Raw genomic sequence first — 13,702 nt, 5'->3', positions numbered from 1 at the left:
GGAGCAAACACGACAGTGACCCAGCTCACCGCTGTGTGAGGTGGGTGTCAGTGGGGTGCGGCATCATCGGGGTGTGACGCGACGCCTGATGCTCCTCGACACCGCCTCCCTGTACTTCCGCGCCTATTTCGGGGTCCCCGACACCGTCAGGGCCCCGGACGGCACGCCGGTCAACGCCGTGCGCGGCCTGCTCGACTTCATCGGCCGACTGGTCCAGGACCACCGGCCCGACGAGCTGGTCGCCTGCATGGACGCGGACTGGCGGCCGCACTGGCGGGTCGAGCTGATCCCCTCCTACAAGACGCACCGGTTGGCACGGGAGACTCCGGCGGGCCTGCCCGACGAGGAGGAGGTCCCGGACACCCTGGCCCCGCAGGTTCCGGTGATCGAGGCCGTCCTCGACGCGCTGGGCATCGCCCGCGTCGGCGTCGCGGGCTACGAGGCGGACGACGTCATCGGCACGCTGTCCGCCCGCGCGTCCGGCCCGGTCGACATCGTCACCGGCGACCGCGACCTGTTCCAGCTGGTGGACGACAAGCGCGAGGTGCGGGTGCTCTACCCGCGCAAGGGCGTGGGCGACTGCGACCGGGTGGACGACGAGATGATCCGTACGAAGTACGGGGTGCGGCCCGATCAGTACGCGGACTTCGCGGCGCTGCGGGGCGACGCGAGCGACGGGCTGCCCGGCGTGAAGGGCATCGGCGAGAAGACCGCCGCCCAGCTGATCACGGAGTACGGCGACCTGGCCGGCGTTCGCACCGCCGCCGCGGACCGCTTCTCCCGGCTGACCCCGGCCAAGCGCAGGGGAATCCTGGAGGCGGCGGACTACCTGGACGTCGCTCCGAAGGTCGTACGGGTCGCTCTGGACGTGCCGCTGCCCCAGTTCGATGCCGCACTGCCCGCCGACCCGCGCCATCCGGCCGCACTCGATGAACTGGTGGCCCGGTGGGGCCTGGGCGGCGCGGCGGGCCGTCTGCTCTCCACCCTGCGCCCCTGAGATGCTAACTTAGGCAATCCTAACTAATGCTGGATCAGGGGAGCGCACTGTGGCAGAACGCCCGTCTCGCAAGGCACCTAGGATCAACGAGGCGCGAGTGGTGCGCACCGAGCGTCTCACTCCGCACATGGTGCGCGTCGTCCTGGGCGGCGAGTCGCTGGCCGCCTTCACCGTCGGCGAGCACACCGACCACTACATCAAGCTGCTGTTCCCGGCCGCGGGCGTGAGCTACCCGGAGCCCTTCGACATGGAGCGGATCCGTGCCGAGTTCCCGCGCGAGCAGTGGCCGAGCACGCGCGCCTACACCGTACGGGCCTGGGACGCGGAGCTCGGCGAGCTCACGGTGGACTTCGTGGTCCACGGCGACGAGGGCCTGGCGGGCCCCTGGGCCACCAGCGTCCAGGCCGGCGAGACGGTGCGCTTCCTCGGCCCCGGCGGCGGGTACGCCCCGGATCCGGCGGCCGACTGGCACCTGCTCGCCGGTGACGAGAGCGCGCTGCCCGCGATCGCGGCGGCGATGGAGCGCATGCCCGCGGGCGCCGTGGTGCGCGCCTTCGTCGAGGTGACCGGGCCCGAGGAGGAGCAGAAGATCACCACTCCGGACGGTGCGACGGTGACCTGGCTGCACCGGGGCGAGGCCGCGGTGGGCTCCCAACTGGTCACCGCCGTCAAGGAGTTGGAGTTCCCGCCCGGCGACGTGCACGCCTTCGTCCACGGCGAGGCGGGCTTCGTGAAGGACCTGCGCCGGCTGCTCCGGGTCGAGCGTGGCGTACCGCGTGAGCGCCTGTCGATCTCCGGGTACTGGCGCCTGGGCCAGAACGACGACGCCTGGCGCGCGACGAAGCGGGAGTGGAACGAGCAGGTGGAGCGCGAGCAGGAGGCTGCGGGGGCCTGAGGCGTCGCCGAGCCGGGACCCCGGCCGCCGGAGCCGCATCCCGACCGGGGTCGCCCCCGCCCACGCGCCTCCCGGCACGCCGGCGCTTTGGTCCGCGACCAGCCAACCGGCGGGCGCCGGGCGGCCGTTGAGCCAGTACGACTTCGGCCGCGATCAGCCCGGCGGGGCGGCGCCGCCCCGCCGGGGTGGATCAGCGGCCGGTCCTGCCAGGTCGGCGGGGCCGGCAGCACCTCGTAACCGCTACACCGACTTCTGGTACGAGCGGAACGTGCGGGTCGAGAGCCAGACCGCGATGACGGCCAGCGCGAGGAGCGCGCCGCCGCGGCCGAGCACGATGCCCCAGTCGGGACTCGCGGACATGGCCGAACGGCCTGCCACCATGCCCCAGTTGAGCGGATTGAAGTCGGCGATGTGGCGCATCCAGGACGGCATCTGGGCGGCCGCCATGAACGCCGACGACAGGAAGGTCAGCGGCAGCAGGAGGAAGGTGTTGATGCCGATGATCGACTCGCGCTGGCGAACCAGCATGCCGAGTGCGTTGGAGAAGGCGCCGAACACCGTGCCGAGCAGGATCGCCGCGATGGCGAGGATCACAAGGCCGCCGAACCCGCCCGGATAGTGAGCTCCGCCCAGCTTGCCGAGCAGCAGGATGATCACGGTCTGGACGGTGATGCTGATGCCCTGCTGGACGACGTTGGCGTTCATCAGTGCGCTGCGGCTGACCGGCGTGGTGAGGAAGCGGTTGAGGGTGCCCCGCTCGATCTCCTCCAGGGTGCCCATGCCGGCCCACATGCTGGAGCCGAGCGCGCTCATGAGCACGATGCCGGGCACGAGGTAGTCCAGGTAGGAGGTGGTGCCGAAGCCGCCGAGCTGGACGACCTTCTTGAAGAGGTTGCCGAAGAGGAACAGCCAGATCACCGGCTGGATGAGAGTGATCAGGAGATAGGCGGGCTGCCGGAAGATCGCCATGAGCTGACGCTGTGTCATGTACCAGGTCTGCACGAGGGCGTTGGAGCCCTTGAGACGGCTGCTCGGGGTGGGGTTCACGGTGTCGGTGGTCATCGCGCGTCTCCCGCGGTGGCGAGGGCGGGGGCTTCGGCGGCGGCTTCGGCCTCGGAGTAACGGCGTCCGGCGTAGCGGAGGTAGACGTCGTCGAGGGAGGGACGGGCGACGGTCGCCGCGGCGACCGAGGCGCCCGCCCGCTCCAGGGCGGCGAGCAGGACGGGCACGGCGGCCGCGCCGTCGTCGGCGCGGGCGCTGACCCGGCGGCCGTCCAGCAGCACTTCGTGCACTCCGGGCAGCCCGGTGAGCGCCTCGCGGAGCAGGGAGCGCTCGGTGACGGACTCGCGGAGCTCCACATGGACGGCGTCGCCGCGGAGTTCGCCCTTCAGCTCGTCGGGCGTGCCCTCCACGACGACCCGGCCACGGTCGACGATCGCGATCCGCTCCGCGAGCCGGTCGGCCTCTTCGAGGTAGTGGGTGGTCAGCACGATGGTGAGCCCCTCGTCACCGGCGAGACGGGAGATCTCCTCCCACATCGCGGTGCGGGCCTCGGGGTCGAGCCCGGTGGTCGGCTCGTCGAGGAACAGCACCTCGGGCCGGTGCACCAGGCCGAGCGCGACATCCAGGCGGCGCTGCATACCGCCGGAGTACCCCTTGACGATGCGCTTGCCGGCGCCTGCGAGGTCGAAGCGTTCGAGCAGTTCGTCCACGCGCCGCTTGAGGGTCGGGCCGGTGAGACCGTACAGCCGCCCCTGCAACTGGAGGTTCTCGCGGCCGGTGGCGACGGGGTCGGCGCCGGACTTCTGCGCCACCACGCCGATCGCGCGCCGCACCCGGTCGGGGTGGCGCAGCACATCGTGCCCGGCGACGGTGGCGGTGCCGCTGTCGGGGCGCGCGAGGGTGGTGAGGATCTTCACGGTGGTGGACTTGCCGGCGCCGTTGGGCCCGAGCAGCCCGAAGACCGTGCCGGCTTCGACGGTGATGCCCATGCCGTTGAGGGCGGTGACATCACCGGGGTACGTCTTGATCAGGTTGCGCGCCTCTACTGCGGGCGCCCGGGTGCTCATGACGGGGCTCTCCTGTGGTGAGCGGGGGTGGTCGGTGGTGATGGACCGATCCGCGTGAGGAGCGCCGGGCTACCCTTGGCGTGCCGCACCCTCGATCGCCTGGCCTGCTCCGCGCGGGTCCGGTCCGGGGTCGCAACCCCGGTGTGGGCTGCTGCAACAGCCCGCGCCGGGGTTCTTCTGTCAACTGTCAACGGTGTGCCGTCGTGAACGGTGCGCCGTCGTCATCGGTGAGTCCGTAAGCACGGTCCGGCGGCCCGCAAGCGCGATGTCCGCGACTAGGGGCTGTCCGCGGACTGCGTACGGGAGTGGTCCTCGCCCTCCAAGTCCCTCCATTCCCGCGGGACTTCGCCCGTGGAATGCCAACTGCGCCATCCGTCGATGCCGCTGAGGGTGCCTTCGGCCATCTCCTTCAGCAAGCCGCGCACCCACTCCGCCTCGGCGTCCATCATGTGGAGCTGGTACTCGGTCTCCACCAGGAAGATCCGGGGCAGCGTCTCGCACAGCTTCCGCAGGGCTCCCCTGAGCCCGGCAGCCTGCACTTCCAGTGTGCCGAGCCGCTGCTGAAGCAGCGCGGTCACCTCGTCGGGCGGAAGTACGCCCATGAGGGACAGCGCCGTCTCGAAGATGGGGAACTCGTGCACGGGCACCGAGACGATGTCCGCCATCCAGTCGGCCATCTCCTCGCGACCCGTCGCGGTGAGGGCATAGAGGGTGCGCTCGGGCCGGTTGCCCTGCCGCTGCACCTCGGCGACCTCGACGAATCCGTGCTTCTGGAGGTTCTGGACGACGGTGTACAGCGAACCGTAATTGATCTTGATGCTGTACTCCTTGCCGCGTCGGCGCAGAGTCTGGGCGATCTCGTACGGATGCATCGCCGGCCGCTCGGAGAGCAGCACCATGACAGCCAACGCCAACGGATTCCCGAGCTTGCGCCGCCTGGTCATCACGTCACCTCGTCTCCGAATACTCGTAGCCGAACATATCGCGAAGAGTCGCGAGCGTCAATCGCGACGTATCGCGAATTGCGCGGGGACCGCCGGGGCCTCGTGCGGAAATCTGTTCGCGGCCCCGCCAAGCCATTGGTTAGCGTGCACGACATGACCTGCGACGACCCTGAGATCCCGCTCCGCAGCGCGGATGAGCGCGCCGACATCGCAGATCGAGCGGCGGGTGCCGTGGTCGGCTCCGCGGTGGGTGACGCGCTGGGTGCACCGTTCGAGTTCGGGCCGCCCGGCGTGTACACGGCGCGGTTCCCCGACGGCATCGGCACCATGTGCGGGGGCGGCGGCTGGGACCCGGGTGAGGCGACCGACGACACGCAGATGGCCGTACTCGTGGCCGATTCCCTGCTGGAGTGCTGCGGGCTCGAACCGGCTGACATGTTCCGGCGGTTCCAGCGCTGGGCGGCCGCGGGTCCCAAGGACATCGGGCTCCAGACGGAGGACGTCCTGACGAACGGCGAACCCTGGGACCGCGCCGCCGCACTGCACTTCCAGGTCAACCGCCGTGCGGCAGGCAACGGTTCACTGATGCGGGCCACCACGTCCGCGGTCTACTTCGCGGCCGCCGGACGCGAGGCGACCATGGCTGCGGCCCGCCGCATCGCCGCACTCACCCACGGCGATCGGGCCGCCTGGGAAGGCACGGCGATCTACCACGAGCTGGTGCGGGTGGCGCTGAGCGGGGCCGACCCGCTGACGGCCGTACCCGACGCGTTGGCCGCCGCGCACCCCGACCACCGGGCCCGCTGGTCGGCGGTTCTGGCGCCTGACTGGCACCCCGACGACGCGACCGAGTTCAACGGCGCCATCTGGCCGTGCCTGGGCTCCGCCCTCTGGGCGCTGCGCACGACGGACTCGTTCGAACGGGCCCTGGTCGCGGCGATCGACCTGGGCGGCGACACGGACACGGTGGCCGCGGTGACGGGCGGGCTCGCGGGCTGCCGCTACGGTCTGGCAGCCATCCCCGCCCGCTGGACGACCCCGCTCCACGTTCCTCTGCCCGGTTTCGGCAGCCGAGTGCTGAAGGCACCCCAACTCGCCTACCTGGCAAGGGAGTTGGCCCGCTAGCAGCCGGAGCCGTGGTGGGCCGGGGTGGGGTCAGGGTGTTCCTGCTATGCGCAGGGCTGCGTCCGCCGTGGCCTGGGCGAAGACCGGGACGTCGCGCCCCGGCGCCGAGCGGTGGATCAGGATGACGCCCTCGATCAGGCCGAAGACCAGATCCGTACGCAGCGCCAGTGCGTCCGCGTCCAGGGTGGCGCACGCCCGCGTCCCGGCGAGCAGCTCCCCGTACGCCTCCTTCAGCTCGGCGCGTATGCGGTGGAACACCGCGAAGCGCTCGGCCCGCACCTCGGGGAGCAGATACAGCGCGCCCAGGTTGTACGGGCCGCCGCACAGCAGCTCCACGTCCGAGCGGCACAGCTCGCGTAGCCGGTCCTCGGCGCCGCGCGACGCGTCGGCCAGGAGGCGGCGGGCCAGCTCCAGCGAAGGGGTCACCGTCGACTCCAACAGCTCGGCGAGGAGGTCCTCCTTGCCGGCGAAGTAGTGGTACATCGTGGCCTGCCGCAAGCCCGCCCGGTCCGCCACCGCGCGGGTGGTGGTCGCCGCGTATCCGCGCAACGTGAACAACTCGGCCGCCGCGCACAGCAGTTCATCGCGCGCCGCAAGGCCGCTGTCCGGCCGCTGCATCGCCCGCGGCCGTCCGACCCGTCGTCCCGTCGTGGTGCTCATGGAGCCGATCGTCGCACACGCCTCTGACAACGGTTCGGGGCGAGGATCGCGCCGCCCTTCCGCTCCGGTTCCCCCGCGATGCCGCCCCCGCCGCCGGCTTCTGGGGCGGCGGGGCGTGAGACGGAACGGGCCCCACCGGACGAACACCGGCAGGGCCCCACCCCGTACTTCCAGTCGGCCTCTCAGCCCACCGAGCTGTACGCGACCACGCCACGCAGCAGCGCGTCGACCGCCCTGCGGGCGTTCCTCGGGACGGTGCTGTTCTCGCGCGGGGCCGCCGCCGCGATCTGGCCGAGGACGTCGATGACCTGCTTACACCAGCGCACGAAGTCGCCCGCGGGCATGTCCGCCTCGCGGAGCACCTCGTCGAGGCCCTTGTCGGAGGCCCACTGATAGGCGGCCCAGGCGAAGCCGAGGTCGGGCTCGCGCTGGCCCACGCCCTCCGCCTGGTTGATCTTGTGGTCCTCTTCGAGGGCGTCGAGCCGCCCCCAGATCCGCACCATTTCACCGAGCGCGGCCTTGGCCTTGCCGGACGGCGTCTTGGGCGCCACGGCGTCGTCGGCCTGCCGCGCCTCGTACACCAACGCCGATACGCAGGCGGCCAGTTCGGCCGGGGTGAGGCCCTCCCAGACCCCCTCGCGCAAGCACTCGCTGGCCAGGAGATCGAGTTCGCCGTAGAGGCGGGCCAGGCGCCTGCCGTTCTCCGTGACCTCGTCGTCGCGCAGGTAGTCGAGCTCGGTGAGCAGCGCCACGATGCGGTCGAAGGTGCGCGCGATGGTGTTGGTGCGGCCCTCGATGCGGCGCTCCAGCTGCTTGGTGTCGCGCTGGAGGCGGTGGTAGCGCTCGGCCCAGCGCGCGTGGTCCTCGCGCTCGTCGCAGCCGTGGCAGGGGTGGGCGCGCAGCGCCGTGCGCAGCCGGGTGATCTCGCGGTCGTCGGCCGCCTCCGAGCGGGCCTTGCGGTGCCGCTCGGGGACGATGTGCCCGGCCTTGGTGCGCAGCGCGGACGCCAGGTCCCGGCGGGACTGCGGCGAGCGCGCGTTGAACGACTTCGGCACCCGCATCCGCTCCAGCGCCTCGACGGGCACCGGGAAGTCGATGGAGGCGAGCCGCTTGACCTGTCGCTCGGCGGTCAGCACCAGCGGGCGCGGCCCGTCGTGCTGTTCGAAGCCGCGGTGGCCGTTGGTGCGCCCGGCCGGAATGCCGGGATCGAGGACGAGGGCGAGGCCCGCGAACTTGCCGGTCGGTACGTGGATGATGTCGCCCGGCTTGAGCTTCTCCAGGGAGGCCGCCGCGGCCGCCCGGCGCTGCGCCGCACCGTGTTTGGCGAGCTCGGTCTCGCGGTCCTTGAGGTCGCGCCGCATCCGCGCGTACTCCTCGAAGTCCCCCAAGTGGCAGTGCATGCCCTCCCGGTAGCCCTCCAGGCCCTCCTCGTTGCGCTGCACCTGGCGCGAGATGCCGACGACCGACTTGTCGGCCTGGAACTGCGCGAAGGAGGTTTCGAGCAGCTCGCGCGAGCGGTGCCTGCCGAACTGCTGGACCAGGTTGACGGCCATGTTGTAGGACGGTTTGAAGCTGGAGCGCAGCGGATAGGTGCGCGTGCCGGCCAAGCCCGCGAGCGCGCCCGGGTCCATGCCGCGCTGCCACAGGACCACCGCATGGCCCTCGACGTCGATACCGCGCCGCCCGGCCCGGCCGGTGAGCTGGGTGTACTCACCTGGGGTGATGTCGGCGTGCTGCTCGCCGTTCCACTTGACGAGCTTCTCCAACACCACCGAGCGCGCGGGCATGTTGATGCCGAGGGCGAGGGTCTCGGTGGCGAACACGGCCTTCACCAGGCCCCGTACGAACAGTTCCTCCACGACCTCCTTGAAGGTGGGCAGCATGCCCGCATGGTGGGCGGCGATGCCGCGCTCCAGGCCTTCGAGCCACTCGTAGTAGCCAAGGACGTGCAGGTCCTCGCCGGGGATGGAGGCGGTGCGCTCCTCGACGATCTCGCGGACCTGCTGGCGCGCGTCCTCGTCGTTGAGCCTGAGGCCCGCGTACATGCACTGCTGGACGGCCGCCTCGCAGGCGGCGCGGCTGAAGATGAAGGTGATGGCCGGCAACAGGCCCTCGGCGTCGAGCCGTTCGATGACTTCGGGACGGCCGGGCGTCCAGATCCGGGAGCGCGAGCGCCGTTCGCGCTCGCGGTCGGCCTCGCGGACCATCTTGCCGCGGCGCCGGTCCCGCGGGTTGTAGGTCTTCTGGTTCTCCATCCGCGCCATGCGCAGCAGGTCGGGGTTGACCTCGCGCCGGGCGACCCCGCGCCCGCCGTGGTCGGACTCCTCCTCGAAGAGGTCGTACATCCGCCGCCCGGCCATGACGTGCTGCCACAGCGGCACGGGGCGGTGCTCGGAGACGATCACCTCGGTGTCGCCGCGCACCGTGTCGAGCCAGTCGCCGAACTCCTCGGCGTTGGAGACCGTCGCGGAGAGCGAGACCAACGTGACCGATTCCGGGAGGTGGATGATCACTTCTTCCCAGACGGCGCCGCGGAAGCGGTCGGAGAGGTAGTGCACCTCGTCCATCACCACGTAGCCGAGGCCCACGAGCGCCTGGGAGCTCGCGTACAGCATGTTGCGGAGCACCTCTGTGGTCATCACGATCACGGGTGCGTCGGCGTTGACACTGTTGTCGCCGGTCAGCAGGCCTACCTTGCCCGCGCCGTAGCGTCGTGCGAGATCGGCGTACTTCTGGTTGGACAGCGCCTTGATGGGCGTGGTGTAGAAGCATTTGCGGCCCTGTGCCAGGGCCAGGTGCACGGCGAACTCGCCGACGATGGTCTTGCCGGAGCCGGTGGGGGCGGCCACGAGCACGCCCTTTCCGGCTTCGAGGGCCTGACACGCCTCGATCTGGAACGGGTCCAGATCGAAGTCGTACAGGTCACGGAAGGGTGCGAGCGCGGTGGCCTGCTCGACGGCGCGGAGCCGGGCAGCTGCGTACGCTTCGGCTGGTGAGAGGTCCTCTGTCATCTTGTCTTCGAGCCTACCCGCCGCCTCTGACAGAGGTCGCGATCTTTATCGGAGGCCGGGATTGGCGGCCTTCCGGCCGGGCGCCGGTACGGGTGCCAATACCCGCACGGCACCGCGTACACACTCCGCGGTGAGCGGGAGCGGCCCGAGCCGTTCCCCGTCGGCGTATCCCGTGATGCCGTCGGCGGCCAGCGTGATCGAGGCGACGCGGTGGGTGGTGACCACGGGGTGGCCGAGGTGGGTGCCCCGGTAGACCTTCGGGAAGACCTTGATGAGCGTCGTGCGCGAGCAGTCGCCGACGACGGTGACGTCGAAGAGGCCGTCGGTCAGATCCGCGCCGGCGCAGATGCGCATGCCTCCTCCGTAGGAGGAGGCGTTTCCGACGGCGACGAGCGTCGCCTCGATCTCCCGGATCTCGCCGTCATCGAGCGCAATCTTGTACGGGATCGGCTTGAAGGAGGCGAGTTCGGCGAGCATGGCGAGGTCGTACTTGAAGCGGCCGCTCGGCCAACGCATGCGGTTGCCACGGTCGTTGACCCGGGAGTCGAAGCCGGAGGCGAGCACGGTGGCGAACCAGCGGCCGTCGGTCCGGCCGAGGTCGATGTCCCGGATGTGTGCGCCCTTGAGGGCACGGGCGGCGAGCTCCCCGGCGCGGACCGGGTCGCGTATCGGCAGGCCGAGGGCGCGCGCGAAGTCGTTGCCGGTGCCGACAGCGACGACGCCGAGCGGGGTCCGGGTGCCCGCGACCGCCTGGAGGGCGAGGTTGACCATTCCGTCGCCGCCGACCGTGACGAGCGCCCCGGTCCCGTCCTCGACGGCCTCGCGGGCGCGGCGCAGGGCGTCCTCGGCGTTCTCACCGAGGACGGTGCGCACGGAGAATCCGGCGGCCCGCAACGCGGAAGCGGCCGGCTGCGCGGCGTGCGCGCCCCGGCCGCGTCCCGCGGTGGGATTGACGAAGAGGGTGATCTCGCTGGTCACCCGCCGGACCCTACAAGGTCCGGCGATCACGTCAAGGTCAGGTGATGTCGTCGTACCCGCCGAGCTTGCTGGACCGGCCGCCGTCGGCCTGCTCGGGCAGGGCCGCGACCGCGCTCACGGATTCGACCGCGCCGACGTCCTCGGGGGTGAGATCGAGGTCGGAGGCCTCGTCGTCGTCTGGCTCCGCGTCCGCGCGCTCCTTGCGGCGCTTGTCGTTCATCAGGGCGATGCCGACGGCGAGGAAGTAGAGCAGCACGATCGGGGCGGCGAGCGAGAGCATCGACACCGGGTCGACGGTCGGCGTCGCGAACGCCGCGAAGATCGTGACACCCATGATCATTCCGCGCCACCAGCCCAGCATGCGGCGGCCGCTGATGATGCCGCTGAAGTTGAGCATGACGAGGAAGAGCGGCAGCTCGAAGGAGAGGCCGAAGACGATGATCATGCGTGTGACGAGGTCGAGGAGCTCGTTCAGCGGCAGGAGGTTCGCCACTCCCGCGGGCGTGAAGTCGAGCAGCACCGTGGCCGCGGCGGGCAGCACGTGGTACGAGAAGTAACCGCCGGCCAGGAACAGCGGGAAACCCGCCGCCACGAACCCGAGCGAGTACTTCTTCTCGTGCTTGTGCAGACCGGGCGCCACGAAAGCCCACAGCTGGTAGAGCCAGACCGGGCTCGCCCCCACGACGCCGGCGACCAGCGACACCTTGATCATCAGGGTGAACGGCCCCATGAGGCCGGACATCGTGATGTTGCCGCACTTGCCGCCGTCCTGCTTGGCGAGGTCGCCGAAGGCGACCTTGCAGTTCACCGCGGTCTTGATCGGCTCGGTGATGACTTCGACGATCTGCTTGTAGTAGAACGCCGCCACCACGGCGCAGAGCAGAACCGCCAACACCGACTTCGCGAGCCGGTTGCGCAGCTCGCGAAGATGGTCCGAGAGCGGCATCCGCCCCTCGGGGTCCCTTTGTTGTTTGCGGGCAGACTTGAGCAACCCACGTCCTCATCTCGTGCGGCAGGTCGCTCTGGTCACGGGGGTGAACAGCGCCCTGCTTCGGCCCGGTGTCAGCGCTGCGTCGAGTCCGTCGGCTCGGCCACCGGACGCGCGCTGTTCACATCGCCCGGAGCGGACTGGATGGTGCGCTGCGCCGGCGGCTGCTCGCCCGGGACCGGCGGGTCGGCCGGGGCGGTCTGCTGACCGTCGGACTTCATGGCCTTGGCCTCGCTCTTGAGGATGCGGGCCGACTTGCCGAGCGACCGCGCCATGTCCGGGAGCTTCTTCGCGCCGAACAGCAGGACGACGACGATGAGGATGAGAATGATCTCGGGGGCGCCGAGCCTTCCGAACATAAGCGTTTACCTTCTCACCGAGGCTGCATGGGATGGGGGCTGTGGGTGGCGGCCGGACTGGTGTCCGGCCGCCTTGCGTCCAGCGATCGTAACGCGCAGGGGTGAACGCTGGGCAATCCCCGTGCGTACTCCCGTTTGCGGACCGTGCCTCGCTGCCTGGACCGCGTTGTGCAGCGTACCGCCCCGAAACGTGCGACGTCGGAGCGCACCGGTCACCTCAGCGTTTCCCCGGCGGCCGCGAGATCGACGGCGGCGCGCTCCAGGTCCTCGGCGGCGCGGTTGATCTTGCTTGTGGTGGCTGCCACCTGGCGGCCGAGCCGTTGCGCCTCGACGAACACCTTGACGGCGAGGACGCCGAGCACGGCGATCCCGAGGAAACCGAGGGCGATGGCGGTCATCGGCCAGAACATGGATGCGGACCCTAGACGGTGGAGTGGAGGCGGAGGGTGCGGACACCGCCGCCGGTGAGCAGTTCGATGATGCGCTCGCCGGCGGGCTTGCGGACGGCCGAGCCGCACTCGGGGCAGGTGAAGGAGTAGAAGGTGGTGCGGCGGCTGGCGCCGATCGCCAGCCGGAGCGCCGCCGCGCCGAGCTCGAAGCGGGCGCGGCACTGCGGGCAGGCCGCCTTGAAGAGGACCGGGATCACGGGGCGGGAAAGACCGGGCAGCACCGACATGTTCCGCAACTCTCCTCAGCTCTGGTGGTCGGACGTGGGAGCTTCCTCGTATCCGGCGAGCGCCTCGCGGGCCGCACGCCGGGCGCTCTGGGCGAGGTCGTCGGGCGAGACGATCCGGCCGTCCTGGCCGAGCCGCAGCGCCAGGCGGCGCAGCGAGGCCGGGTCGGGCGTGCGCAGACTGATCCGCAGGCCCCCGTCGGGGAGCTCCTCGGCGCTGTCGTGCGGGTAGTACTCGGCGACCCAGCGCCCGCCTGGAGCGACCTCCACGACGACCTCGGGGTCCTCGGCGGACGGCTGCACCAGGCCCTCCGACAGGTCGCGCAGTTCGAGCTCGGGCGGTGCGGAGGCCTCGTCGAGCAGGCGGATCTCGGCGACCCGGTCCAGGCGGAACGTGCGCCGGGCCTCCGAGAGCCGGCACCACGCCTCCATATAGGTGTGGCCGACGGCGAAGAGCCGGATCGGGTCGACCTCGCGCTCGGTGAGCTCGTCGCGCGCGGGCGAGTAGTACTTCACCCACAGCCGGCGGCGCTCCGAGATCGCCCGGTCGACCTCGGCGAAGACGCCGCCCTCGGATTCGAAGGTGACCGAGAGCCGCGAGCTCGCACCGGCGGCCTCACCGGCGGCGGCCTCCAGCTTGGCGGTGGCGCGCAGCAGCGCCTGCCGGTCGCCTTCGCGCAGACCGGGCAGCGTGGAGACCGCGCGCGCCGCGACGAGCAGCGCGGTCGCCTCGTCGGCGGCCAGGCGCAGCGGTTCCGCGACGTCGTCCGGGTTGTGCCACCAGATGCGGTCGCCGTCGGTGTCGATGTCCAGAAGGTCACCGCCGCGGAAGCTGGTGCCGCACATGGGCAGCACGTCCAGGTCGGAGATCAGTTCGTCCTCGGTGATGCCGAAGGCACGGGCGACGTCTGCGACGCGGGCGCCGGGGCGCTCACGAAGATAGGTCACCAGCGACAGCATCCGCCGGGTCTGGTCGATGGCGTTGGCAGCCATGGTCGTACGG

General features: G+C 70.9%; 14 protein-coding genes. 3 read left to right on the top strand and 11 right to left on the bottom strand.

Features of this window, described 5'->3' with window-relative positions; all coding sequences use genetic code 11:
* The first annotated feature begins 73 nt into the window (after positions 1-73).
* Entirely contained in the window at positions 74-997 is a 924-nt protein-coding gene (locus OG522_RS29795) for a 5'-3' exonuclease (RefSeq protein ID WP_443074766.1), read from the top strand.
* Positions 998-1,046: 49 nt separating this feature from the next.
* Positions 1,047-1,892 carry a siderophore-interacting protein gene (locus OG522_RS29790; protein ID WP_329466118.1) on the top strand — a complete coding sequence of 282 codons (846 nt, stop codon included), beginning with the start codon at positions 1,047-1,049 and terminating at the stop codon, positions 1,890-1,892.
* A 240-nt stretch (positions 1,893-2,132) separates the two neighbouring features.
* Here OG522_RS29790 and OG522_RS29785 read toward each other — a convergent pair whose 3' ends face one another.
* From OG522_RS29785 to OG522_RS29775, 3 genes are all read right to left on the bottom strand, one after another.
* The gene (locus OG522_RS29785) at positions 2,133-2,954 is read right to left on the bottom strand and encodes an ABC transporter permease (protein WP_443074765.1); all 822 of its coding nucleotides are present in this window, start codon (positions 2,952-2,954) and stop codon (positions 2,133-2,135) included.
* Positions 2,951-3,961, bottom strand: coding sequence for an ABC transporter ATP-binding protein (locus OG522_RS29780; protein WP_329466117.1), 1,011 nt, complete (start codon positions 3,959-3,961; stop codon positions 2,951-2,953). The genes OG522_RS29785 and OG522_RS29780 overlap by 4 nt, the downstream gene beginning before the upstream one ends.
* A 275-nt stretch (positions 3,962-4,236) precedes the next feature.
* A complete protein-coding gene (locus tag OG522_RS29775) occupies positions 4,237-4,905 on the bottom strand; it encodes a PadR family transcriptional regulator (protein ID WP_329466116.1) in 669 nt (222 codons plus the stop codon).
* 153 nt (positions 4,906-5,058) lie between these two features.
* Between OG522_RS29775 and OG522_RS29770 the strand changes: the two genes are divergently transcribed.
* Positions 5,059-6,030, top strand: coding sequence for an ADP-ribosylglycohydrolase family protein (locus tag OG522_RS29770; protein WP_329466115.1), 972 nt, complete (start codon positions 5,059-5,061; stop codon positions 6,028-6,030).
* Between the two features lie 30 nt (positions 6,031-6,060).
* Here the strand turns inward: OG522_RS29770 and OG522_RS29765 are convergent, their stop codons facing one another.
* The 8 genes from OG522_RS29765 to OG522_RS29730 all read right to left on the bottom strand — a co-directional run bounded on the left by OG522_RS29765 (position 6,061) and on the right by OG522_RS29730 (position 13,692).
* Positions 6,061-6,690, bottom strand: a complete 630-nt coding sequence (locus OG522_RS29765) for a TetR/AcrR family transcriptional regulator (protein ID WP_329466114.1) — start codon at positions 6,688-6,690, stop codon at positions 6,061-6,063.
* A 182-nt stretch (positions 6,691-6,872) separates the two neighbouring features.
* Entirely contained in the window at positions 6,873-9,701 is a 2,829-nt protein-coding gene (locus OG522_RS29760) for a DEAD/DEAH box helicase (RefSeq protein ID WP_329466113.1), read from the bottom strand.
* Positions 9,702-9,746: 45 nt separating this feature from the next.
* A complete protein-coding gene (locus tag OG522_RS29755) occupies positions 9,747-10,679 on the bottom strand; it encodes a diacylglycerol kinase (RefSeq protein ID WP_329466112.1) in 933 nt (310 codons plus the stop codon).
* A 37-nt stretch (positions 10,680-10,716) separates the two neighbouring features.
* Positions 10,717-11,670, bottom strand: coding sequence for a twin-arginine translocase subunit TatC (gene tatC, locus OG522_RS29750; RefSeq protein WP_329466111.1), 954 nt, complete (start codon positions 11,668-11,670; stop codon positions 10,717-10,719).
* A 71-nt stretch (positions 11,671-11,741) separates the two neighbouring features.
* The gene (gene tatA, locus OG522_RS29745) at positions 11,742-12,026 is read right to left on the bottom strand and encodes a Sec-independent protein translocase subunit TatA (protein ID WP_329466110.1); all 285 of its coding nucleotides are present in this window, start codon (positions 12,024-12,026) and stop codon (positions 11,742-11,744) included.
* A 212-nt stretch (positions 12,027-12,238) separates the two neighbouring features.
* Positions 12,239-12,436 carry a hypothetical protein gene (locus tag OG522_RS29740; protein ID WP_329466109.1) on the bottom strand — a complete coding sequence of 66 codons (198 nt, stop codon included), beginning with the start codon at positions 12,434-12,436 and terminating at the stop codon, positions 12,239-12,241.
* A gap of 11 nt (positions 12,437-12,447) precedes the next feature.
* Positions 12,448-12,702, bottom strand: a complete 255-nt coding sequence (locus OG522_RS29735) for a hypothetical protein (protein WP_329466108.1) — start codon at positions 12,700-12,702, stop codon at positions 12,448-12,450.
* Between the two features lie 15 nt (positions 12,703-12,717).
* Complete coding sequence (locus tag OG522_RS29730) at positions 12,718-13,692, bottom strand: helix-turn-helix transcriptional regulator (RefSeq protein WP_329466107.1); 975 nt, start codon at positions 13,690-13,692, stop codon at positions 12,718-12,720.
* Positions 13,693-13,702 lie beyond the last annotated feature (10 nt).

Source organism: Streptomyces sp. NBC_01431 (assembly GCF_036231355.1).
GTDB lineage: Bacteria > Actinomycetota > Actinomycetes > Streptomycetales > Streptomycetaceae > Streptomyces.
The sequence above is the reverse complement of the archived record's forward strand: the minus strand, read 5'-3'. Positions and strand labels throughout refer to the sequence as shown.